This is a genomic window from Kitasatospora sp. NPDC048286, assembly GCF_043201735.1.
Taxonomy (GTDB): domain Bacteria; phylum Actinomycetota; class Actinomycetes; order Streptomycetales; family Streptomycetaceae; genus Kitasatospora.
In genome coordinates, this window is record NZ_JBICZE010000009.1 from 82,956 (window position 1) to 104,832 (window position 21,877).

At 74.8% G+C, this 21,877-nt stretch carries 24 protein-coding genes; 9 read left to right on the forward strand and 15 right to left on the reverse strand.

Annotation, left to right across the window (positions count from 1 at the left end; all coding sequences use genetic code 11):
- Window positions 1-139: 139 nt before the first annotated feature.
- Together ACGF13_RS22450 and ACGF13_RS22455 are read right to left on the reverse strand one after the other, a co-directional pair.
- Window positions 140-406, reverse strand: a complete 267-nt coding sequence (locus ACGF13_RS22450; protein ID WP_392877763.1) for a metal-sensitive transcriptional regulator — start codon at window positions 404-406, stop codon at window positions 140-142.
- Between the two features lie 119 nt (window positions 407-525).
- Window positions 526-885, reverse strand: coding sequence for a PRC-barrel domain-containing protein (locus ACGF13_RS22455; RefSeq protein ID WP_392877765.1), 360 nt, complete (start codon window positions 883-885; stop codon window positions 526-528).
- A gap of 254 nt (window positions 886-1,139) precedes the next feature.
- Here ACGF13_RS22455 and ACGF13_RS22460 point away from each other — a divergent pair, with 254 nt between their 5' ends.
- The gene (locus ACGF13_RS22460; RefSeq protein WP_392877767.1) at window positions 1,140-1,622 is read left to right on the forward strand and encodes a GNAT family N-acetyltransferase; all 483 of its coding nucleotides are present in this window, start codon (window positions 1,140-1,142) and stop codon (window positions 1,620-1,622) included.
- A gap of 32 nt (window positions 1,623-1,654) precedes the next feature.
- Here ACGF13_RS22460 and ACGF13_RS22465 read toward each other — a convergent pair whose 3' ends face one another.
- From ACGF13_RS22465 to ACGF13_RS22475, 3 genes are all read right to left on the reverse strand, one after another.
- The gene (locus tag ACGF13_RS22465; RefSeq protein WP_392877769.1) at window positions 1,655-2,332 is read right to left on the reverse strand and encodes a response regulator; all 678 of its coding nucleotides are present in this window, start codon (window positions 2,330-2,332) and stop codon (window positions 1,655-1,657) included.
- Window positions 2,329-3,735, reverse strand: a complete 1,407-nt coding sequence (locus ACGF13_RS22470; protein WP_392877770.1) for a sensor histidine kinase — start codon at window positions 3,733-3,735, stop codon at window positions 2,329-2,331. Before ACGF13_RS22470 ends, ACGF13_RS22465 begins: the two co-directional genes overlap by 4 nt.
- A 265-nt stretch (window positions 3,736-4,000) precedes the next feature.
- Window positions 4,001-6,244 (reverse strand): MMPL family transporter, encoded by a 2,244-nt coding sequence (locus ACGF13_RS22475; protein ID WP_392877771.1) that lies wholly within the window; start codon window positions 6,242-6,244, stop codon window positions 4,001-4,003.
- A gap of 381 nt (window positions 6,245-6,625) precedes the next feature.
- Between ACGF13_RS22475 and ACGF13_RS22480 the strand changes: the two genes are divergently transcribed.
- The 3 genes from ACGF13_RS22480 to ACGF13_RS22490 are packed head-to-tail and all read left to right on the forward strand — an operon-like array spanning window position 6,626 to window position 9,821.
- Window positions 6,626-7,750: a DegT/DnrJ/EryC1/StrS family aminotransferase gene (locus tag ACGF13_RS22480; protein ID WP_392877773.1), complete on the forward strand. Its 1,125-nt coding sequence runs from the start codon at window positions 6,626-6,628 to the stop codon at window positions 7,748-7,750.
- Window positions 7,751-7,772: 22 nt separating this feature from the next.
- The gene (locus tag ACGF13_RS22485) at window positions 7,773-8,717 is read left to right on the forward strand and encodes an NAD-dependent epimerase/dehydratase family protein (RefSeq protein WP_392877775.1); all 945 of its coding nucleotides are present in this window, start codon (window positions 7,773-7,775) and stop codon (window positions 8,715-8,717) included.
- 12 nt (window positions 8,718-8,729) lie between these two features.
- Complete coding sequence (locus tag ACGF13_RS22490; protein ID WP_392877777.1) at window positions 8,730-9,821, forward strand: hypothetical protein; 1,092 nt, start codon at window positions 8,730-8,732, stop codon at window positions 9,819-9,821.
- Window positions 9,822-9,869: 48 nt separating this feature from the next.
- Here the strand turns inward: ACGF13_RS22490 and ACGF13_RS22495 are convergent, their stop codons facing one another.
- The 5 genes from ACGF13_RS22495 to ACGF13_RS22515 all read right to left on the reverse strand — a co-directional run bounded on the left by ACGF13_RS22495 (window position 9,870) and on the right by ACGF13_RS22515 (window position 14,470).
- Window positions 9,870-10,640 carry a polysaccharide deacetylase family protein gene (locus tag ACGF13_RS22495; RefSeq protein ID WP_392877779.1) on the reverse strand — a complete coding sequence of 257 codons (771 nt, stop codon included), beginning with the start codon at window positions 10,638-10,640 and terminating at the stop codon, window positions 9,870-9,872.
- Complete coding sequence (locus ACGF13_RS22500) at window positions 10,637-11,452, reverse strand: SDR family NAD(P)-dependent oxidoreductase (protein WP_392877781.1); 816 nt, start codon at window positions 11,450-11,452, stop codon at window positions 10,637-10,639. The genes ACGF13_RS22495 and ACGF13_RS22500 overlap by 4 nt, the downstream gene beginning before the upstream one ends.
- 78 nt (window positions 11,453-11,530) lie before the next feature.
- On the reverse strand, window positions 11,531-12,412 hold the full coding sequence (locus ACGF13_RS22505; protein ID WP_392877783.1) for a hypothetical protein: 882 nt from the start codon (window positions 12,410-12,412) through the stop codon (window positions 11,531-11,533).
- Between the two features lie 191 nt (window positions 12,413-12,603).
- The gene (gene bla / locus ACGF13_RS22510) at window positions 12,604-13,563 is read right to left on the reverse strand and encodes a class A beta-lactamase (protein ID WP_392877785.1); all 960 of its coding nucleotides are present in this window, start codon (window positions 13,561-13,563) and stop codon (window positions 12,604-12,606) included.
- Between the two features lie 103 nt (window positions 13,564-13,666).
- Complete coding sequence (locus ACGF13_RS22515) at window positions 13,667-14,470, reverse strand: SAM-dependent methyltransferase (protein ID WP_392877787.1); 804 nt, start codon at window positions 14,468-14,470, stop codon at window positions 13,667-13,669.
- 246 nt (window positions 14,471-14,716) lie between these two features.
- Here ACGF13_RS22515 and ACGF13_RS22520 point away from each other — a divergent pair, with 246 nt between their 5' ends.
- Both ACGF13_RS22520 and ACGF13_RS22525 read left to right on the forward strand, forming a co-directional pair.
- The gene (locus ACGF13_RS22520) at window positions 14,717-15,367 is read left to right on the forward strand and encodes an RNA polymerase sigma factor (protein ID WP_392877789.1); all 651 of its coding nucleotides are present in this window, start codon (window positions 14,717-14,719) and stop codon (window positions 15,365-15,367) included.
- Window positions 15,364-16,095 carry a hypothetical protein gene (locus tag ACGF13_RS22525; RefSeq protein ID WP_392877791.1) on the forward strand — a complete coding sequence of 244 codons (732 nt, stop codon included), beginning with the start codon at window positions 15,364-15,366 and terminating at the stop codon, window positions 16,093-16,095. Before ACGF13_RS22520 ends, ACGF13_RS22525 begins: the two co-directional genes overlap by 4 nt.
- A gap of 29 nt (window positions 16,096-16,124) precedes the next feature.
- Here the strand turns inward: ACGF13_RS22525 and ACGF13_RS22530 are convergent, their stop codons facing one another.
- The 5 genes from ACGF13_RS22530 to ACGF13_RS22550 all read right to left on the reverse strand — a co-directional run bounded on the left by ACGF13_RS22530 (window position 16,125) and on the right by ACGF13_RS22550 (window position 19,144).
- Window positions 16,125-16,250 carry a hypothetical protein gene (locus ACGF13_RS22530; protein ID WP_392877793.1) on the reverse strand — a complete coding sequence of 42 codons (126 nt, stop codon included), beginning with the start codon at window positions 16,248-16,250 and terminating at the stop codon, window positions 16,125-16,127.
- Window position 16,251: 1 nt separating this feature from the next.
- Window positions 16,252-16,929, reverse strand: coding sequence for a 4'-phosphopantetheinyl transferase family protein (locus ACGF13_RS22535; protein WP_392877795.1), 678 nt, complete (start codon window positions 16,927-16,929; stop codon window positions 16,252-16,254).
- Complete coding sequence (locus tag ACGF13_RS22540) at window positions 16,926-17,774, reverse strand: hypothetical protein (protein WP_392877797.1); 849 nt, start codon at window positions 17,772-17,774, stop codon at window positions 16,926-16,928. Before ACGF13_RS22540 ends, ACGF13_RS22535 begins: the two co-directional genes overlap by 4 nt.
- A 4-nt stretch (window positions 17,775-17,778) precedes the next feature.
- On the reverse strand, window positions 17,779-18,072 hold the full coding sequence (locus ACGF13_RS22545) for a phosphopantetheine-binding protein (protein WP_392877799.1): 294 nt from the start codon (window positions 18,070-18,072) through the stop codon (window positions 17,779-17,781).
- Between the two features lie 139 nt (window positions 18,073-18,211).
- Complete coding sequence (locus ACGF13_RS22550; RefSeq protein ID WP_392877801.1) at window positions 18,212-19,144, reverse strand: 3-oxoacyl-[acyl-carrier-protein] synthase III C-terminal domain-containing protein; 933 nt, start codon at window positions 19,142-19,144, stop codon at window positions 18,212-18,214.
- Window positions 19,145-19,286: 142 nt separating this feature from the next.
- Between ACGF13_RS22550 and ACGF13_RS22555 the strand changes: the two genes are divergently transcribed.
- The 3 genes from ACGF13_RS22555 to ACGF13_RS22565 all read left to right on the forward strand — a co-directional run bounded on the left by ACGF13_RS22555 (window position 19,287) and on the right by ACGF13_RS22565 (window position 21,876).
- On the forward strand, window positions 19,287-19,586 hold the full coding sequence (locus ACGF13_RS22555; protein WP_392877803.1) for a hypothetical protein: 300 nt from the start codon (window positions 19,287-19,289) through the stop codon (window positions 19,584-19,586).
- Window positions 19,583-20,728, forward strand: coding sequence for a glycosyltransferase (locus tag ACGF13_RS22560; RefSeq protein ID WP_392877805.1), 1,146 nt, complete (start codon window positions 19,583-19,585; stop codon window positions 20,726-20,728). The genes ACGF13_RS22555 and ACGF13_RS22560 overlap by 4 nt, the downstream gene beginning before the upstream one ends.
- Before the next feature lie 173 nt (window positions 20,729-20,901).
- Window positions 20,902-21,876: an ATP-binding cassette domain-containing protein gene (locus ACGF13_RS22565; protein WP_392877807.1), complete on the forward strand. Its 975-nt coding sequence runs from the start codon at window positions 20,902-20,904 to the stop codon at window positions 21,874-21,876.
- Window position 21,877 lies beyond the last annotated feature (1 nt).

The following is a 21,877-nucleotide window of genomic DNA, read 5'->3' on the forward strand; positions in this document are numbered from 1 at the left end:
CGGGCGCCACCGCCGCGGTGTCTGGGCGCCCCCCCCCGTCCGCCCCCGCGGCCGCCCCCGGGGGCATGCGGCGGGGGCTGTGGTGGACCGGTCCACCACAGCCCCCGCCGTTCCGTGCTCCCCGGGCGTGCGCCGCCGGTCAGGCCAGGGCGAGGAAGAGCTTCTCCAGCTCGGCCTCGCTCATCGGCGGGGCGTCCTCGTCGGCGGCGGCCATGCATTGGCGCATGCCGCTTGCGACGATCTTGAACCCGGCCCGGTCGAGCGCGCGCGAGACGGCGGCGAGCTGGGTGACCACGTCCTTGCAGTCCCGGCCCGCCTCGATCATCGCGATCACTCCGGCCAACTGGCCCTGCGCGCGGCGCAGCCGGTTCAGGACCGCGCCGACCGCCTCCTCGTCCACCTGCATGTCAGGGCCGCCTTTCATATCGACTGTCGATGGACAAGTGTACCCGGCGGGGTATTCATTCCCGGGTGGCGAAAGTCGTACCCGGCCTGGGGTAGGTCAGCGGCGGAACCGGGGACCGGTCAGCGGCGGGCCAGGCGGCGCTCCCCGCCGGCGCCGGTCGCGTACGGAAGCTCGTAGTGCGCGAACACGGCGGGCTCGTCCACGGCGGGCAGCACGTCGTCGGTGCCGATCGCCGGAGCCTGCTTGACGACGTTGCGCGGGTACGCCACCCGGAGGTAGTCCGGTCCGGCCACCGCCCCCTCCAGCGGGACGAACACCAGGCGGCGACGGCCGGCGAACCCGACCGCGACGGTCGCGAAGAACGGCTCGTCGCTGGCCGTCTCCACGTAGACCGACTCCAGCGAACCGATGCGGCGGCTCTTCTCGTCGACCACGGCGTGGCCGCGCCACTCCCGGATGTCCGCCATTGCGATGCCCATGGCCCGGCCTCCCGCCTCCGGCTCTTCCACGGCCCGGATCCCCCCATCCTCCGTCGGGAGCGACGGGGGCGCACGACGGGCCCACGGGCCCCGGCGCCGACCACGTCGGCAGGTACGACGGGGTGGCCCGCAGACGCTGTGGTCCGAGCGGTCCAGACCACCTTGAGCGGAGCGGGGCGTCCGATGAAGGATGGGCGGTTCGAGGACGTCAGGAACGGCGGCTCCGGGGAGAGCCGCATGATCGGGGAGGCAATGTGATCATCGCCCGCGAGGTGGAGTTCGACCGCGACGAGATGTTCGAGCTGTACGACGCGGTGGGGTGGGAGGGCTACACCGGCGACGTCGACAAGCTGCTGCGCGGCCTGGCCAACTCCCACCTGGTCGTGACCGCGCGCGACGAGTCCGGGGAACTGCTCGGGCTGGCCCGCACCGTCTCGGACGACGAGGCGGTCTGCTACGTCCAGGACGTGCTGGTGCACCCGCGCCACCACCGGAAGGGCGTGGGGCGCGCACTGATGGAGCACCTGATGGACCGCTACGCCCACTGCCGGTTCTTCCTGCTCTCGACCGACCACGAGTCCACCCCGGAGGGCGTGCGGAACCACGCCTTCTACCGCTCGCTGGGGTTCCTCTCCTACGAGGAGAAGGAGATGTCCGCCTTCGGTCTCCCCCGCGTCCGGGCTCCGCGCCCGGGCGCGGAGCGGGCCGAGGCGCGACCGGGCCCGATCGCGGGCTGAGCCGATCGAGCCCTGACCCGGTCCCCGGCGACTCAGGCCGGGCGGCCGGGCGGGACCAGGCCGCTCTGGTAGGCGATGGCGACGAGCTGGGCGCGGTCGCGAGCGTCGAGCTTGTTCATCGCCCGGTGGACGTGGGTGCGGACGGTGAAGGGGCTGACGAACATCCGCTCCGCGATCTCCTCGTTGGTGAGGCCGGTGGCGGCCATCGACATCACCTCGCGCTCGCGGGCGGTGAGGACGGCGAGCCGCTCACTGGTCGGGGTTCCGGACGCCGGCTCGGGCTGGGCCAGGAACTGGTCGATCACCGCCCGGGTCGCGGCGGGCGAGAGCAGCGCCTCGCCCGCCGCCACGGTGCGGATCGCGGCGAGCAGCTCCTTGGGGTCGGCGCCCTTGCCGAGGAAGCCGCCGGCGCCCGCGCGCAACGCCTGGGCCACGTACTCGTCGATCTCGAAGGTGGTGAGGATGAGCACCCGGGTGCCGGACAGCTCCTCGTCGCCGCAGATCTCGGCGGTGGCGCCGAGGCCGTCGACGCCGGGCATCCGGATGTCCATCAGCACGAGGTCGGGCCTGGTGGCCCGGGCGAGCGCGACGGCCTCCCGGCCGTCGGCGGCCTCGCCGACCACCTCCATGTCCTCCTCCGCGTCGATCAGCAGGCGGAAGGCGCCGCGCAGCAGGGCCTGGTCGTCGGCGAGCAGTACCCGGATGGTCATGCGTGGTCCATGTCCTCTCGAACGGCGCCGTCCGCTCGGGCGGCGCGCTCCTGTCCTTCGGCTGGTGTCGGGCGGTCGGTCGTCGGGCGGTCGGTCGTCGGACGATCGGTCGTCGGACGATCGCCACGGACGGTGCGGACGGCCCGGGCCGCCCGGGCGACGTCCTCGGCGGTGAAGGCGCCCGCGGTCTCGGGGCCGTCGTCGCGGGCGCCGGTGCGCAGCGGCAGTTCGGCGGTGACCAGGAAGCCGCCGCCGGGCCGCCGGTCGGCGCTGAGCCGGCCGCCGACCGCGCCGGCCCGCTCGCGCATGCCGATCAGCCCGAAGCCGCTGCCGCTGGAGGCCTGCCGGGGCGGGGACACGGCGCGGGGGCGGCCGGTGACGGTCGGGCGGCCGTTGGCGACGCTGACCGCGACCCGGCTGCCGCTGTAGGCGAGGGTGATCTCGGCGTCGGCGCCGTGGGCGTGCTTGGCCACGTTGGTCAGCGACTCCTGGACGATCCGGAAGGCGGTGAGGTCGACGCCGGGCGACAGCGGGCGGGCCTCGCCCTCGACGGTGAGCCGCACCGGCAGGCCGGCCCGCTCGAAGGTGGTGATCAGCTCGGGCAGCCGGTCGAGGCCGGGGGCGGGTTCGAGCGGGGCGGGCTCCTCGGCGCGGCGCAGCAGGCCGACGGTGGCGCGCAGTTCGTGGAGGGCCGAGCCGGTGGCGTCGGTGATGTGGCTGAGCACCTCGCGGGCCTGGACGGGGTGGCTGTCCATGAGGTGGACGGCGATGCCGGCCTGGGCGTTGGCGAGGGCGATGTGGTGGGCGACGACGTCGTGCAGGTCGCGGGCGATCCTGATGCGCTCGTCGGCGACCCGCCGCCGGGCCTCCTCCTCGCGGGTCCGCTCGGCGCGTTCGGCGCGTTCCTCGATGGCGGCGAGGTGCGCGCGGCGGTTGCGGATGGAGTCGCCGAGGGCGCCGGGCAGCAGGGCCCAGGCCAGGACGCCGATCCGTTCGCCGAGCGGGCCGCTGGGGCCGAGCAGCAGGGAGATCCCGCTGAGCAGGACGGCGGTGAGGATGGAGGCGCGGAAGGCGGTGGCACGGTCGCTGCGGACGGCGAGGAAGTAGAGCGCGAGCAGCAGCGGGGCGGCCAGCATCGGGGTGAGCCGGGGGGTGCTCCAGGCGAGCAGCATGGTGCAGAAGAGGGTGACGGCGACCACGCCGCGCGGCCGGCGGCGGTGGAAGAAGACGGCGACGGCCGCGATGAGCGCGAGGACGCAGGTCGTCGGGTCGGCCTTGACGAACCGCCCGGCGCTCTGGTCCGTGGTGGCGCCGAGGGCGGTGACCGCGATCAGGGCCAGGCCGCCGGCGAAGTCGAGCAGCCGGGGGTGGTCTCGGCGCAGGCGCTGCCAGGTGTCACTCATGGTCGTGGTCTCCGGGTCGGGGTGCCCTGGCCGCACCCTCGCCGGGCCACGCCAGTTCGCGCCGCGCCGGCCGCGGTGGGGGCGGCGGGCCGGGCAGGGGGCCTCCGCACGGGCGGTGGCCCCCGACAGCAACGGTAACGGTTGGAGTTCGAACCGGTGTCCGAGCCGATCGGCGGCGGACCGGACGGTCACCACCGAGGCCAGGCCCGGGGTGGTGACCGGGCCTGGCCTCGGTGGTGCCGGGCCAGGCCCGGACGGTACCGGCCTAGACGGTGACCGACTCCCGGGCCTGGGTCGGCTCGGGGGCCGCGGTCTCCAGCTTGCTGCCCTCGACGTCCACGTCCGGTATCAGCCGGTCGAGCCAGCGCGGCAGCCACCAGGCGCGTCGGCCGAGCAGGGCGAGGACGGCCGGGACGACCGTCATCCGGACGATGAAGGCGTCGAAGGCGACGGCCGCGGCGAGGCCCAGGCCCATCATCTTGATCATCGGCTCGCTCATCCCGATGAAGCCGGCGAAGACGGCGATCATGATGAACGCGGCGGCGGTGACCACCCGGGCGTTGTGCCGGAAGCCGGTGACGATGGCCTCGCCGGGCTCCTCACCGTGGACGAAGCCCTCGCGGATCCGGGTGACCAGGAACACCTCGTAGTCCATGGCGAGGCCGAAGACCACACCGATCATGAAGATCGGCATCATGCTCATCACCGGGCCGGTCTGCTCCACGCCGATCAGGTCGGCCAGCCAGCCCCACTGGAAGACCGCGACCACGGCGCCGAGCGCGGCGACCACGGAGAGCAGGAAGCCCAGGGCCGCCTTCAGCGGGACGAGGACGGAGCGGAAGACCACCATCAGCAGGATGACGGCGAGGCCGACGACCACGGCGAGGTAGGGCACCAGCGCGTCGGACATCTTCTGCGAGACGTCGATGTTCATCGCCGTGGTGCCGCTGACCAGGACCGTCGCCCCGGTGGCCGACTTGAGGCCGGCCGCGTCGCCGCGGATGGCGTGCACGATGTCCTTGGTCTCGGCCTCGCTCGGGCCGGTCGCCGGGACGGCGTTGAGCAGGGCCGTGTCGCCGGCCGGGTTGAACATCGGCGGCGTCACCGCGACGACCCCGGGCAGACCGGAGACCTTCTTGGCGACCTCGGCCGCGGCGGCCTTCGGGTCGGCGACGCCCTTGGCGTCCACCATGACCGTCAGCGGGCCGTTGAAGCCGGGGCCGAAGCCCTCGGAGAGCAGGTCGTAGGCGCGGCGCTGGGTGGTGGAGGTGGGCTTGGACTCGTCGCCCGGCAGGCCGAGCCTGAGGTCGAGCGCGGGGGCCGCGAGCACGCCGAGGCCGATCACACCGCCGAGCAGCACCGCGAGCGGGCGGCGCAGGATGAAGCGGGCCCAGCGGGCACCGCCGTTCTCCTTCCCGCCCGAGGCCTCGCCCTGGTCCGTACGGGCCTTGCGGGCCTTGCGGGCCTTGCGGGCCTTGCGGGCCTTGCGGGCCTTGCGGGGCAGCACCTTGCGACCGAGGAAGCCGAGCAGCGCGGGGACCAGGGTGAGGGCGACCAGCACGGCTATGACGACCGTACCGGCGGCGGCCATGCCCATCTTGGCCAGGATCGGGATGCCGACCACGGAGAGGCCGGCGAGCGCGATCACCACGGTGAGGCCGGCGAAGACCACCGCGGACCCGGCGGTGCCGACGGCCCGGCCCGCCGCCTCCTGGGGCGTGCGGCCCTCGGAGAGCTCTGCGCGGTAGCGGGAGACGATGAACACCGCGTAGTCGATGCCGACCGCGAGGCCGAGCATCATGGCGAGCGTGCCGGTGGTGGTGGAGAGCCCCAGCGTGCTGCCGAGCGCGGCGATCAGCGCCATGCCGAGGCCGACGCCGACGACGGCGGTGAGCAGCGGCAGGCCGGCCGCGACCAGCGAGCCGAAGGTGATCACCAGGACGACGGCGGACAGCGCCATGCCGATCGCCTCGCTGCTGCCGCCCGCCTCGGGCTTGGCCATCAGCGCGTTGCCGCCGATCTCGACCTTGAGCCCGGCGTCCCGGCCGTGCTGGGCGGCCTGCTCCAGGGCGTCGGTGGCGCCCTTGGACACCTCGCCCGCCTTGGCGGAGTAGTTGACCGTGGCGTATGCGGTGGTGCCGTCCGCGGAGACGGCGCCCTGCATCTTGAACGGGTTCACCGCACCGGTGACCTGCTCGGAGCGGGCGACCTCGTCGACCGTCCGCTCGACCACCTGCTGGTTGGGTGCGGCGGTGATCTTCTGGCCGGAGGGGGCGACGAACACCAGGCGCGCCGAGGCCCCGTCGGCGTGCCCGCCGGGGAAGCGCTCGTTCATCAGGTCGAAGGCCTTCTGCGCTTCCGTGCCGGGCATCGAGAAGCCGTCGTCGGGTGCGGCGGGCGCCTTGGCCGCCAGGACCCCGACGGCGGCCAGCACGGCGACCCAGAGGAAGGTCACCAGGCGGCGCCGGACGAAGGTCCATCGGCCCAGACGGTAGAGGAACGTGGCCACGGGAGAGCGGACTCCTTCGGATGCGGTTCTCGGGTACGGAACGTGCCGCGGCCGGCCGGGACGTCCTGGTGGACGCGGTCCGCCGCAGCATGACCAATCCTTGATCGCCGACCCCTGCTCCGTCGTCGTCCCTGCGCAGGCCGTTTGCGTACTGCGGACGCAGTAGTGCCCTCCCCCGCACGGAGGAGCGCACGCCCCGCACCGGAAGCAGCGCCCGGACCTGCGGCGGAAGCAGATTCGGTCACCCGTGCGGGCCGCGACGGCGGGCCGCGGACCGGTGGGCGAAGTAGCGTGATGTGCCTGACCCGTCCGCTGACGTGCGGTTCGGGAGGATCCGACCCGATCGGTGCTGCTTTCGCAGCCCGCCGCCGGAGGTGCCCCATGGGCGTTCCAGCCGCCCGCATCGTGTTCGACGAGAGAGACCGAGCGGCGGTCGCCGAAGCGGTGACCGAGATGCTCACCACCGGCGCGCTCACCCTCGGCCCGTGGACCGAGCGCTTCGAGCAGGCCTTCGCCGCCGAGCACGGCGCCTCGCACGCCGTCGCGGTGAGCAGCGGCACGGCGGCACTGGAGGTGATCCTGCGCGGCATCGACGTCCAGAGCCGCGACGTGGTCGTCCCCGCCGTCACCTTCTACGCGACCGCCGGCGCGGTGGTGCACGCGGGCGGCCGTCCGGTCTTCGCCGACGTCGACCCGGCCACCCTCGCGCTCTCCCCCGAGACCCTGGAGGCGGCGCTCACCCCGGACACCGCCGCCGTCGTCCTGGTGCACATCGGCGGGCTGGTCGGCCCGCAGGTCCACGCCGTACGCGCGCTCTGCGACCGGCGCGGCATCCCGCTGGTCGAGGACGCCGCGCACGCCCACGGCAGCAGCTTCGACGGCCGCGCCGCCGGCACCTTCGGCCTGGCCGGGGCCTTCTCCTTCTACCCGACCAAGGTCACCACCAGCGGCGAGGGCGGGATGATCCTCACCGAGTCGCCGGAGCTGCGGGACTCGGCCCGGATCCACCGCGACCAGGGGAAGGGGTCCTTCACCACCAACCACCACGTGGAGCTCGGCTACTCCTGGCGGATGAGCGAGCCGCACGCCGCGATCGGTACGGTGCACCTGCGCCGGCTGAAGGAGTTCATCGAGACCCGCCGGGCCGTCGCCCGCCGCTACGACGCAGCGCTGGCCGGGCTGGACGGCCTCGACCCGGTGCTCGAACCGCCCGGCTGCCGCGGTAACTACTACAAGTACGTGGCGCTGCTGCCGTCGGGGGTGGACCGCGCGTCGTTCAAGCGGGCGCTGGCCGAGGAGCACGGGGTGCGGCTGTCCGGCGAGGTCTACGACCTGCCGCTGCACCTCCAGCCGGTGCTCGCCCCGTACCGGCGCGGGCCGCTGCCGGTGGCCGAGGACGTCTGCGCCCGGCAGGTCTGCCTGCCGGTGCACTCCGACATGACCGAGGACGAGACGGAGCAGGTGGTCGACGCCGTCTCCACGGTGTACCGGCGACTGGCCGGATAGCCGGAGCGAAGGGAGCAAGATCGTGCGGATAGCCGTCACCGGGGGCTGCGGGTTCATCGGCTCACACGTCGTGGACCACCTGATCGCGGCCGGCCACGACGTCCTCGCGGTGGACACCACCGACAAGTACCTCAACCCGGACGCCGAGCACGCGCGGCTCGACGTCCTCGACCTCGAGGCCCTCACCGCGGCCCTGGCCGGCAGCGAGGTGGTCTACCACCTGGCCGCCATGGCCGACGTCGAGCAGGTGTCCGCCGACCCGGTCCGCGCGGTGCGGACCAACATCGACGGCACCGAGGCCGTCCTGGAGGCCGCCCGGCGCGGCGGCCTGAGCCGGATCGTGCTGGCGAGCACCGTCTGGGTCTACGGCGCCGCCCTCGCCGACGGCCAACTCGATAGCGGGGAACAGGAGTTGGACGAACACGTGCCGATCGAGCTGGAGCACAGCGGCCATCTCTACGTGGCCACCAAGCTGGCCGCCGAGATGCTGGTGCACAGCTACCGCGAGCTCTACGGGCAGCACTTCACCATCCTGCGCTACGGCATCCCGTACGGCCCCCGGATGCGGGACGAGCTGGTCGTCGCCCGGTTCGTCCAGGCCGCGCTGGCCGGGCGGCCGATCACCATCGCCGGGGACGGCCGGCAGAGCCGCAACTTCGTCTACGTCGAGGACCTCGCCGACGCCCACGTCCGGGCCCTGTCCCCCGCCGCCGAGGACCAGACCTTCGCACTGGAGGGCTCGACGGCCGTCTCGGTGCGGGACATCGCCGACACCGTGGACGGCCTGCTGGGGCCCGTCAGCATCGAGCACATCGACGGGCGCAAGGCCGACTACGCGGGGCGGCGGATCTCCTCGGCGCAGGCCAAGCGGCTGCTGGGCTGGTCACCGCACACCAACTTCACCGACGGGGTGCGGCGGTACGCGGACTGGTACCGGGCCGCCGTCGGCTCGGCCGCCGGCGCCTGACGGGGCCGCCCGATGCCGCACGCCCTGTTGGTCTCCGGCTCGCTCGGGCAGGGCCACGACGTGATGGCGCAGGCCTGCGCGGACACCCTGCGGGAACGCGGCTGGACCACCCGCACCGTCGACGCCATGGCGCTGCTCGGGCAGCGCTCGGGCGCGGCCGGGGAGGCGGTGTTCCGCCGGCTGCTCGACCTGCCCGGGGTGTACGACGCCTTCCACTTCTCGGCGCTGCGGCCCGGTGCCCGGCTCGCCCTGCTCGCCGACGCGGCGGCCCGCACCCGACTGGTCCCGGCGCTGCGGGAGCTGATCGCGGCGCAGCGGCCGCAGCTGGTGGTCTCGGTGTTCGCCACCGCGACCTCAGCCGTCAACCGGCTGCTGCGGCAGGCCCCGGAGCGGGAGTTCCGGCACTTCGTGTTCTGCACCGACGTGACGCCGCACCGGCTCTGGGTGCAGGAGGGGACGGACCTGTTCCTGGTCACCTCGGAGGTCGCCGCGTGCGCGGTGCGGCGGTACCGGCCGGACGCCGACATCGCCGTCGTCCCGGCGCCGCTGCGCCAGCTGTTCTACCGGCCGCCGGAACGGGCCGCGGCACGCACGGAGTTGGGCGTGCCTGCGGGCGCCGCGTGCGTGCTGCTGATGTCCGGCTCCTGGGGGCTCGGCCCGCTCGCCCGCACCGCCGCCTCGCTGGCCGCCGCCGGGCCGCACGTGCTCGCGGTGGCCGGGCGCAACCTGGAGCTGGAGCGCCGGCTGCGGGCCGCCGCGCGCCGGGAGCCCCGGCTGCACCCCTTCGGCTACACCGACCGCGTCCCCGCCCTGATGGCCGCCGCCGACCTGGTGGTCACCAGCTCGGGCGACACCTGCAGCGAGGCCAGGGCGCTGGGCCGGCGGCTGCTGCTCCTCGACGTGGTGCAGGGGCACGGGCGCGACAACCTCCAGCACGAGCTGGAACTCGGCCACGCCGACGTCGCCACCGCCCACCCCGCCGAGGTGGTCCGCAACGCCCTCGCCGCCCTCCGCCGCCCCGAGCCCGCGCCGTCCGCCGGCGCGACACCGGCGGCCTGGCAGGCGGGGTTCGGGGCGGCGCTGCGGCGGGTCGGGCTGGGGTAGCCGCTGGTCCGGTGCGCGCCGACGCCGCCCGGGCGGGTGGCGCGCCCGTCACGGCCGGCGACTCCCGCCCGGCGCCGGGACGCGGTGGTCGCGCAGGGGGCCGAGGGTGAGGTGGTGGGTGCGGCAGTGGGCGGCGATCAGGGGGAGGGCGGCGAGGGTGGCGCGCCAGGAGTCGGGGGCGGAGGTGCAGTCGGAGTCGTGCAGCAGGAGGGTGGCGCCGGCGGTGAGGCCGGGGCGGGCGGTCGCGTGGACGGACTCGCCGGTGGCCCGCGCCGTCCAGTCGCGGCCCCAGGCCGTCCACAGCACGCTGCGCAGGCCGAGCCGGCGGGCGGCCAGCGCCGGGCCGGCGGTCAGGACCCCGTACGGCGGGCGGTACCAGAGCGGACGGGCACCGCAGAGTTCGGTCACGGCCTCGGTGGCGCGGCGCAGTTCGCGCAGGTCGCGGGCGGGGGCCGGGTACCACTGCTGACGGTGGTGCCAGCCGTGGACGGCCACCTCGTGGCCGCGCAGCACCAGTTCGCGGCCGAGCGCGGGGGCTCGTTCCAGCATCGCGCCGAGCAGGAAGAAGGTGGCGCGGGCACCGAGTGCGTCCAGCGCGTCGAGGACGTACGGGGTGCTGCGCGGGTCGGGTCCGTCGTCGAAGGTCAGGGCGACGTGGCCGGGCGCGGTGCCGTAACCGGCGGTGCGGCGGGCGAGGGTGCGGCGCAGCGGCGGCAGGCGCACGGCGGCCGGGGCGAGGTGCAGCAACTCGATCCCGGCGGCGACGGCGAGGGCCGTGGCGGCGACGGTGGCCGGGCGGTGCCCGACGGCGGCGCTCACCCGAAGCGCGAGGCCATCCGGCGGAACACGCCCGGGGCCGCGCCGTGGATGCGGGCCGGAAAGCCGAGCCAGTGCGGGACGTAGAGCCGGTCCCGCTCGGTGGTGATGGTCGCGACCACGACGTCCGCGACCCGCTCCGCCGGGACCGGGCGGGGCCGCTCGCGTTGGTAGGGCGTGCCGCGCCGGTCGAAGAACGGGGTGTCGACCGCCCCGGGCAGGACCAGGCGCACCCCCACCCCGGTGCCGCGCAGCTCGTACCAGAGGCTCTCCGCGAACATCGTCAGCCCGCCCTTGGTGGCGGCGTACCCCGACTCGTCGCGCACGCCGACCTGGCCGGCCATCGAGCCGATCAGCACGATCCGGCCGTGGCGGCGCTCCAGCATCCCGGGCAGCAGGAGGCGGACCAGGCGCAGCGGGGCGGCGAGGTTGACCTCGATCATCCGGTCCAGGGTGTCGGCGGGCGTCCGGGCGTAGGGGCCGCGCCAGCCCAGGCCGGCGCTCGCGATCAGGGCGTCCACCCGGCCGGTCTCGGCCAGGGCGGCCTCGGCGAGGCGAGCCGGGCCGTCCGGTTTGCTCAGGTCCTCGGGCAGGGCGCGGCCGCCGGTGCGCTCGGCGAGTTCGTCGAGCCGGTGGCGGTCGGTGCCGGAGAGCAGGGTGTGCCAGCCGGTGTCGGCCAGGCGGGTGGCGGTGGCGCGGCCGATGCCGGAGGAAGCGCCGGTGATCAGCGCGACGGGGCGGTCGGTCGGGTCCGTCGGGTCCGTGTGGCCCTTCGGGGCCGACCGCCGGGGTCGGGAGTGGGACTCCTCCGCCATCGGGCACCTGCCGCTCTGTGGCCGTGTCGCCGTCCGTTTTGTCCGGCAAGTCACCTTCGCATGGCGGTGCCGTCCGGGCTACCGGGGCGGGACGGCGGGCTCGGTGCCCCGGTGCCGGGCGGACAGCTCGGCGGACTCGCCCTCCAGCTCACCGAAGCGGGAGAGCACGATGGTGCCGCCCACCGCCACCGCGAAGCCCGTCAGCGCGCACCACTCGAAGCCGGGGCGCGCGGCGTCGCCGAGCGCCGTCACCCCGACCAGTGCCGGTCCGAAGGTCTCGGTGACCGTCCCGGCGGCGGTCGCGGCCGTCACGGTGCCGCGCTGCAGGGCCAGGGCGTAGGCGAGGTAGCCGCCGAGGCCGCCGACGACGAGGGCGTAGGCGGCCGGGTCGGTGAGGACGGCAAGCGGACCGGAGACGTCCAGGACCCGCACCGCCAGGCTGGTCACCCCGAAGCCGACCCCGGCGAGCAGCCCCAGGCCGGCCGCGGCCGCGTTGCCCTGCCGGCGCACCAGGACCAGGGTGGCGAGCACCATGGCGGCGGTGGTGGCGAGCAGCGCCCAGTGGAACGCGGGCGCGGCGTGGTCGCGGCCCTCCCGGCCGGAGCCGAGCGCCAGCAGGGTCAGGCCGACGACCACGGCGACGATGGCCGCGATGTCGCTCCGGCGCAGCCGCGCGCCGAGCAGCCAGACGGCGGCCACGGCGGTGACGGCCAGACCGGAGTTGGTGACGGCCTGGACGAGGAAGAGCGGCAGGGTGCGCAGGGCGACGACGCTCAGCACGAAGCCGACGATGTCCAGCAGTGTGCCGAGGACGAACTGCCAGGACCGCGCCAGCGCGGCCAGCAGGCCCGCCCGCACCCGGTCGGCGCGCGGGGCGGACCGCGCCCCGCGCGCCTGGAAGACCGCCCCGAAGCCGAAGCAGACGGTCGCGACCAGCGCGGTGGTGAGCCCTAGCAGCATGCCTCTCCCTGCCTGGCGGGGCAGCATCGTCCCTCACCAGTCTGGGCCCGGCGGGACGGGGTCGCACTGGTGGGACGAACGGGGTGACGGGCATCAGTGGCATGAGCACCGTGCGGTGCGTGAACCGGGTGGGAGGCGTGACGGGGACGACTGTTCCGGCCGCCGGGACAGGCCGTGGCAGGAGCGCTCGGTCAGCCGAGCGCGCCCGCGAGCAGCGTGGCCGTCCGGGCGACCAGCGGCTCGTCCATCGGTGCCGCCTGGTCCGCGGGCTTGGTGGTGAGCACGGCGAGCAGGACGGGGGCGCCCGCCGGGGTCCAGGCGATGCCGACGTCGTTGGTGGTGCCGTACTCGCCGGTGCCGGTCTTGTCGCCGAGGGCCCAGTCCGCCGGGAGGCCCGCGCGGAAGCGGCGGACGCTGGTGGTGTTGCCCAGCAGCCAGGCGGTGATCCGCTCCCGCTTGGCCGGCGGCAGGGCGTCGCCGAGCGCGAGCCGGCCGTAGGTGGCGGCGATGGCCCGCGGGGTGGTGATGTCGGTGCGGCGGTCGGGCTCGGCGCTGTTGAGCTCCGGCTCCCAGCGGTCCAGGCGGGTGACCCGGTCGCCGATCGAGCGGGCGAAGTCGGTGACGGCGGTCGGTCCGCCGAGTTCGCGCAGCAGCAGGTTGGCCGCGGTGTTGTCGCTGTACTCGATGGTGGCGGCGCACAGCTCGGCGACGGTCATGCCGTTCGCCAGGTTCTCGTCCTTGACCGTGATGAGCCCGCCGCCGGACCGCACGAGGTCGGCGGTGGTGTACCGGATCCGCTTGGCGAGGAACTCGCCGTCGCGGTCGAGGTCCCGCAGGACGGCGGCGACGGCGACGGTCTTGAAGACCGAGCAGATCGGGAACAGCTCGTCGGCGCGGTAGCGGACGGTGCGGCCGGTGGCCAGGTTGCGGCCGTAGACGCCGAGGCGGCCGGAATGCTCCCGTTCGAGGGCGGCGAGGGCCTGGTGGAGTCCCGGATCGGCGGCGCGGTCGACGGCCGGGCCGGTCGCCGTGGCCGCGAGGGCCGGTCCGCCGGTCGCGGCGACGGCGACGGCCGCTCCCAGGCCAAGACCCAGGCCGAGGCCGAGGACGGCGCGGCGGCTGTGACGGGCCTGCGAAGGCTGCGGGTGCATGCTCCTCCTCCGATCGATTGGCGCGGCGTGAGCCGCCTTCTCGGTCGGAGGGACGCGGTTCGGGTGCCGATGGTTCGTCAGCAACGCGAATTGGCCCGGGATTTCACGGCCGGACGGCCACCCCCGCGTACAGCGAGACCTCCGAGGCAGCGCCGGGAACCTCGCCGGGCGCCGGCCGCCACTCGGCGATGGGCACGAGCCCCGGATCGAGGAGGGTCCAGCCGTCGAAGAAGCGGGCGATCTCCGGCCGGACGCGGGCCTGGGCCGCGGTGCCGGCGGCCTCGTAGATCCTGGTCAGCGTGGCGATGTCCGCGGGCGCGAACTCCGGGCTGACGTGGGTCACCACCAGGGCGCTGCCGGGGGCGAGGGCGGACTTGAGGTGCTCGACCAGCCCGTACGCGCCGTGGCTGTCGGGGACGAAGTGGAGCAGGGCGTTCAGGGAGAGCGCGACCGGGCGGGACAGGTCGAGGGTCTCCCGCAGGCCAGGGGCGGCGAGCAGCCGCGCCGGGTCGGTGGCATCGGCCTCCACGTAGGCGGTGCGCCCCTCGGGGGTGCCGGTGAGCAGGGCCTGGGCGTGCGAGAGCACGATGGGGTCGTTGTCGGCGTAGACCACCCGGGCGTCGGGCCGGACGCTCTGGGCGACCTCGTGCAGGTTGGGTGAGGTGGGGATGCCGGTGCCGATGTCGAGGAACTGGTCGAAGCCGGCCTCGGCGAGCGCCCGGGTCGAGCGCTGCATGAAGGCCCGGTTGACCCGGGCCGCGGCGCGCAGCCAGGGCGCGACGGCGAGGGCGTGGCCGGCGGCCTCGCGGTCCGCGGCGAAGTTGGTGAACCCGCCGAGGAAGTAGTCGTACATCCGGGCCGAGTGCGGGACGTTGAGCCGCAGGTCCACCCCGTCGTAGAGGCCCATCGTGTTCTCCCTCCGGTTCCTCTTCCGCTTCCGTTTCCGGCCGGTCCCCGCCGCCCACGATAGGCGCGGACCGTCATGTTCCGGCCGTCCTCGAGTGTTTCAACCAATCACCGACTCCCATGAGATGACAATCTGTATTCGGATTGCATCCTGGAGTGACGGGCCTGATGGAATGAGGATGGGCGCAGACAGCCCGACCCTCGGGTGGCCCGGGCGAGCAGCCGACGGCCACGGAAAGCAGGCTCGATGACGATCGACAGGGGTGCCCCGGAGCGCGGGCACGGGGGCGCAACGGCCGTGTCGTACCTCCGCGGAACCGAGGCGGAACCGACGGCCACCGCCGACACCGGTACCCGCTCCGAGGCCGAACTCCGCCTGGGCCTGCCGTACGTGGCCTTCTGCGAGACACACGAACCGGCCTGGCGCGCCCTCGCCATGACCCGCATAGGCAACCGGGCCGACGCGGCCCTGGTGGTCGCGGCGGTGAAGTCCGACCTGGCCCGCTGCTGGCCACAGGTGCTGCGGTTCGAGGAACCGGCCGCGTACGCCTGGCGGTTGGCCAACCGGCACGTCTCGGACTGGGTGGCCGTCGAGGAGCCGGTCGAGGTGGAGGCGGTCACCTTCGCCGCGGTGATCGGCGCCTTCAAGCAGGTCGCGAAGGGGCTGCTGCGCAGCGAGGCGGACGAGGTGCGGCTGTACGCGGCGATCCTCGAACTGCCGGACCGGCAGCGGGACGTGGTGATCCTGCGGTACCTGCTCGGCCTGCACGTCAAGGTGATCGCGGCGTACCTGGGGCGGCCGGTGGCGACCGTGCACTCCAACCTCCGGCACGCCCGGGAGCGACTGGCCCGCCGGCTCGGAGTGGGCGAACTCCCGGACGGTGGTGGCGAACTGTGACGGCGAGACCCGAGGAGGGGGCCCCGGCCGGAGCGGATCCGGCCGACGGCGTCCGCACGGTGTTCCGCGTCCCGCGGCCCGAACGCGCCCATGCGGAACGGATCGCCACCGTACGCCGGGCCCGGCTCACGGCCGCGCCCGTCCACCTGCCGTCGGAGCACGAGCAGGCCGCCTTCGAACTCGGCCTGGTGGTGGCCCTCGTGCTGGGCGCGCCCGACGCCTCGCGCGGCCTCGACCTGCTGGTGAACGCGCGCCGGATCGAGCCGGAGGGGGCCGAGGTGTTCGGCGCGCTGCTGTACGCCACGGGCAAGGAGGAGGGCGCCGAGTTCTGGTGGCGCTTCGCGGCCGGCTCGGGCAGCGGGACGGCCGCGTACTGCCTGCACCTGCACCACCTGATGCTCGGCGAGACCGACGACGCCGACTACTGGCGGGCCTGGTCGGACCAGCTGGCGACGGCCGAACGGCCGCCCGGGCCGAGGGTGTTGCGGATGAACCGGCCGCTGCTGCCGGACGACGTGCGGCGGGACATCCTCTCCCGGGTGCACCGGGGGCTGGCGCCGCAGCTGCCGCCGGCGCTGGCCGCGGTGATCGACCGGCTGCCGGTGCAGGACGGCGACGAGGAGGAGGTGCCGAGCCCGTGGGGGCTCACCTCGGGGGCGACCTCCGCCTGCTCCTGGGAGGGCGTTCCGTGGGGGGCGGCGGACGATCATGACGCCCCGTGGGGGTGAGCAGCCCACGGGCTGCCGTGATCATCCCTTCAGGTGAGCGCGGAGAGCCTGGCGACCACGGCGTGGTGGGCCTCGGCCGGACCGAACGACGGGTCGGCGGCGGTCAGCCGGGTCACCGTCCATCGCGTCGCCGAGAGCGGCGGCTCCGGTGTCACGTCAATTTACCTTCCACTCACGAACGTTGACTCGCATCGGCGATTCCCCGAGGGCCGCGACGGCAGCCCGGAACGGCTCCGCGACGGGAACGTCGCAGAGCAGGGACGGGCCGGCGCCGAGCCCGCCCGGGTCGGCCACCAGTACCGGCGAAGGGCCGGCCACGGGCACGCCGAAGGACTGCGCGAGCCGCCCGCCGTACGCCTTCACGCAGGCCTCGCGGCGGCACCACAGCGCGGTGAACCGCGCCGCCCGCTCGGCCGGTTCGAGGGGCTCGGCGACGAACCGCGCCTCCTCGAACGGGAACCAGCGCGCGGCCATCCGCTCGGCCGTGCGCGGGTGGTGGAGCCGTTCGACGTCGACGCCGACCGCCCGACCCTCGGCGAGGGCCAGCACCGCGAGCGCGCCCGAGGCCGACCAGCTGACCCGTAGCCCACCGGCCTCGGCGGCCTCGGGCTTGCCGTGCGGCCCGTACTCCCAGACCAGTTCGGCCGGGCGCACGCCGAGCCGGGCGGCGACCACCTGCCGGACGGCTCCGCGCACCACGGTGAAGCGGTCGCCCGGGCCCGGGCCCATCCGCGCCGCCCGGGCCCGTTCGTCCGGGTCGAGCAGTTGCCCCAACTCCGCTGCTATGGCCTCCGGTTGACGCGCATTGATCAACCAGAGGTCGGTCGCCGTCACGGCAGGACCAGCGTACTGAGCACATCGAGCCGCCGGTCGTACCCGGCCAGCAGGGCGGGCCGGCCCTCCGCCCGCCACTGCGGCAGGTGCTCGGCGAGCTCTGCCCAGAGCCCGGTGAACGGCTGGGCCGACGGGGGTTCCTCCGCGCCGGAACCGCCGGAGCCGGAGCCGGAGCCGCCGGAGCTGGAACCGCTGGAGCCACTGGGGCCGCCGAAGCCGGGGCCGAGCAGCAGCGCCACCCCGGGGCCCAGTTGCTCGGCCTCCGCCCGGACGGTCTCCGCCGGTGCGGCCACGCCCCGGGTCTGCCGGACGGCCAGGCCCTCGCCCGGAGCCTCCTCGCAGACCAGCACCACCACCGCGTGCCGCTCCGGAAACGGCACCGGCGCGGGCGGTTCGTAGTGCAGCGCGCTCTGCTCGGCGAGCACCACCACGGCCCGGCGGCAGGCGCCGGTGCGCTGGTGGCCGGCGGCCAGCCGCAGCGCGGTGAAGGCCGCCGCGCCGCCCTGGTCGCAGACCGCGAAGGCGAGCGGACCACCCGGCACGGACCGGCTGAGCGCCAGCGAGGACGGTGCTCCGGGCCGGACGTCCGGCGTGTCGAAGGCCAGGATCAGCAGGTCCGCCGGCTCGTCCTCGGCGAGCGCCTCGCGCAGCGGGCCCGCGGCCAGTTCCTCGTAGGAGTGGCCGACGCCCGCGCCCAGCAGGTCCTCACGCAGCGGCAGGCCGTACGGGCGGACGAGGTCGGAGACGAAGACCCGCAGGTCCGGGTCGAGCGAGGTCTCCGAGCGGCCGTCGAAGCTGCGGGCCAGCGCCCGGGTGATCCGCAGGCCGGTGGGGCCGGGGGCCACCCGGTCAGTCCTCGGGGATGACGTGCCCGGCGACGTAGTCGGCCAGCCTGGTGACCGACCGCAGGTCGTCCTCAGTGATCTGCTCGACGTCCACCTGGATGTCGAGCGACTCCTCCAGCTCCAGGATGAGCTCGATGGTGCCGGCCGAGGTGAGGCCGAGGTCGTCGAAGAGGCAGGCGTCCTGCGGGATCTCGGGCAGTTCGCGCTTGAGGACGCGCGGCAGGAGCTCGCCGATGCCGTGCAGGACGCGCTCGCGCAGTTCGGGGTCGGTGGCGGTCTGGGCCGCGGCTTCTGACATGGGTGTCCCGTCCCGTCGTTCGTGGGATGTGTGCCCCGGGGCTTGCGGGTGCGCCGGGGTTCTGAGGTGGCCTGGAGGGGTGGTCCGGGGGTGCGGCGTCAGCGTGCGGACGGCGGTTCCCGGTGGAATCGGCGGTCCGTCAGTACCGCATCGCCATCGCGGAGAAGGTGGCCCCGACACCGGCGGCGGCGATCAGGTAGTGGTCGCCGCGGCGGAGCAGCCCCCGCGTGGTGGCGGTGTGGAGATTGATGAGGCCGTCCGAGGCGAAACTGTGCCCCACCGACCGCACGTTGTCCAGCACGACTTTCTCGACCGGGTAGCCGATCCGGCGCGCGATCATCCGCCAGGACGCCTGGTTGACGTTGTGCGGGAGGATCGCGGCCAGGTCGGAGAGGTCCAGACCGGCCTCCTCCAGGGCGGCCTCGATCGCCTCCACCATCACGTTCGGGTACTCGCGCTGGTAGCGGGCGAGCAGGTCCGGGTCCTCGGCCAGCCGGCCGTCGAACTCCGGGCGCTGGCGCACCACGAAGGACAGCACCCGGTGACGCCCGCCGCCGGCGCTGACCAGGCAGGCGGCCGCGCCCTCGGCGAAGATGCCCGTCTCGGGCACCACCTGGGCGTCCCTGGTGAAGGTCTTCTCGCCGGTCAGCACCAGCGCGAGCGCCGCCGGGTCGGGGTCGCCCGCGAGCAGCCGGCCGGCCAGGTCGATGGCCAGCAGGCCCACCGCGCAGGCGTGGTGGGTCACCGTGAAGGCGTTGGCATGCGCCAGTCCACGGGCGTCGAGCAGGTCGTGCAGCGGGTTGAGCGGGTGGGGCACCGCCACCGGCATGCTGCGGGCGTGGATCACGAAGCGGATGTCGTGTTCGCGTCCGCGCAGCTCCGGAAGGTTGTCCAGGGCGGCTTCGAGCAGGTCGGGCAGCGTCCCGGCCGGGTCCAGTCGCAGCTGGTCCAGGCCGTGGAAGCGGCGGAAGAGACGGAGTTGACGTGGGGTCAGGCCGATGCGCTCGCCCACCGCCTCGATGGGCACGGCGTGTGGGGGGAGGTGAACGGCCACTGCCTCCAGTGCGGTCACGCGGGCTAGTATTCCGACGCCCGCCGGGTCGCACAAGTGATCTCGGGCCCTTCTCCGTCGCCGCCGTTCCCCGGAAGCCGCCAACTGCGCTCCGGTACGGCCGCGTTCATCCCCGTGCCGTCGAGCAGGTGGGAGATCTCTCATGTCGAATCCTGAACCGTCCACCCCCGCAAGCCCGTTGAGTCCGGCGCTGGTGTCCCTGCTGGTCGAGGTGGCCGGCGCGCCGCCCGGCTGGACTCGGCAGGTCACGCCGGACGCCCGACTGGACGGCGACCTGCTGCTGGACGAGGGCGAACTCGCCGAACTCGCCGATCGGCTGCGCGGGCGCTTCGGCCCGGCGGCCGACCTGGCCGCCCTGCGCGCCGGACTGGACCTGGCCGCCCTGGAGGCCCTGACCGTCGGCGACGTGCAGCGACTGATCCCCGAGGAGTGCGCCCGATGACCCGGTTCCTGCTGGTGGTGCCGCCGTTGACCGGCCACGTCAACCCGGCCGCGGGCATCGCCGCCGAGCTGACCGCGCGCGGCCACCAGGTCGCCTGGACCGGCACCGAGTCGGCGCTGCGCCCACTGCTCGGCCCGCGGGCCCTGGTCTTCGGCACCGGGACCCGGGCGTTCCGGGCCCAGGGCGGACACGGGCTCGCCGCGCTGCGCTCGCTCTGGGAGGGCTTCATCGTCCCGTACGCGCGGTTCACCGCGAGGCCGCTGGACGCGATCGTGCGGGAGTGGCGGCCGGACGTCCTGCTGGTCGACCAGCACACCCCGGCCGGCGCGCTGGTCGCCCACCGGCACGGCCTGCCGTGGGCGTCGTTCGCGCCCGGGGCGATGGAACTGGGCCGCCCCTACCGGGCCTTGCCGCAGGTCGAGGCCTGGATGACCGGGCTGTTGCGCGGGCTGTGGGAGCGCGCCGCACTGCCCGCCGAGGAGTACCGGGACCCGCGTTTCTCCCCCACCCTGGTGCTGGCGACCACCGGACCGGCGCTGACCGGCGCGGCCCCGACGCCGGAGCAGGCGCTGGTCGGGCCGGTGCTGTCGGCGCGGCCGCACGATCCGGACTTCCCGTGGGAGCGGCTGCTGCCCGGCCGGCAGCGGGTGCTGGTCACCATGGGCACGCTGGCCGGCGGGCTGGGCGCGGACTTCCTGGCCCGGTCCGTCCGGGCGCTGGAGCTGTGCGGTGGCGACGTTCAGCCGGTGTTCGCCGCGCCGCGCGAGCTGCTGCCCGAACTCCCCTCCCGCGCCGTGGCGGTGGACCGGGCGCCGGTGCTGGAGCTGATGGCGCGCGGCGAGTTGGACGCGGTGCTCTGCCACGGTGGCATGAACACCGTCGGCGAGGCGCTGGCGCACGGCCTGCCGCTGGTCACCGCGCCGATCCGGCACGACCAGCCGGTCGTCGCCGCCCAGGTGGCGGCGGCGGGCGCCGGGCTGCGGGTGCCGTTCGCGCGCGTCACGCCGGAGCGGCTGGCGGACGCGCTGCGGGCCGTACTCGATTCGACGGACCACCGGGAGCGGGCGGTTCAGGTCGGTGGGGAACTGCTGGCCGGGGGCGGTGCGGCGGCCGCGGCAAACCGGCTGGAGGCGCTCGGCTGAGCGGGGCCCGCCGACGGCCTCTAGCAGACCGGGAGTTCGCACGTCCATTGGTCTAGGCCATTGTTTCCGGGGCGGGGTTGACCCTAGGGTGTCGCAGCAGCACCGCCCTCCGCAGGTGCCGAGCCCCGCCTTCCCGGGCGCCGTGGCAGCCCATCCCCGCACGGGAGTTCCGGTTGATCGAGACCACGGGACTGCGCAAGTCCTACCGCAAGAAGACCCCCCGCCGCAGCGGCGAGAACCCTACCGTCGACGCCGTCCGCGGCATCGACCTGTCGGTCGCCGCCGGCGAGATCTACGGCTTCCTCGGCCCCAACGGCGCCGGGAAGACCACCACCCTGCGCATGCTGGCCACCCTGATCCGCCCGGACGGCGGACGGGCCACCATCGCCGGGGCGGACCTGTTCACCGACCCCGCCGGGGTCCGCCGCCGGATCGGCTACGTCGCCCAGGGCGGCGGCACCACCGACAACGTCAGCGCCCGCGAGGAGCTGGTGCTCCAGGCCCGGATGTACGGCGCGGCCAAGGCGCGGGCCGTCCGGGCCGCCGCGGACGCGCTCAAGGCCTTCGACCTCACCGAGTTCGGCGACCGCCCGTGCGCCGGCTACTCCGGCGGCCAGCGCCGCCGGGTGGACATCGCGCTCGGGGTGATCCACCAGCCGCGGGTGCTGTTCCTGGACGAGCCCACGGTCGGCCTGGACCCGGCGAGCCGGGCGTACGTCTGGGAGGAGATCCGCCGACTGCGCACCGAGGGCATGACGGTGGTCGTCACCACCCACTACCTGGACGAGGCCGACGCGCTCTGCGACCGGGTCGCGATCGTCGACCACGGCCAGGTGGTGACCGAGGGCGCCCCCGAGGCGCTCAAGCGCGAGATCTCCGGCGACGTCGTGCTGGTCGGGCTGGACGCCGGGGCGGCCGCCCTCGAGCGCGCGGCCGAGGTGCTGCGCCCCCAGCCGTACCTGCACCGGCTGGAGCTGAACGGCGACGAGGGCCTACGGCTGTACCTGGAGGACGGCGCCGCCGCCATCCCGCAGCTGCTGCGCGCCCTGGACGCGGCCGGCCTGAGGCCCGGCACCGTACAGCTCCAACGACCCAGCCTGGACGACGTGTTCCTGGCCCGCACCGGCCGCTCGCTGCGGCAGTCCTGAC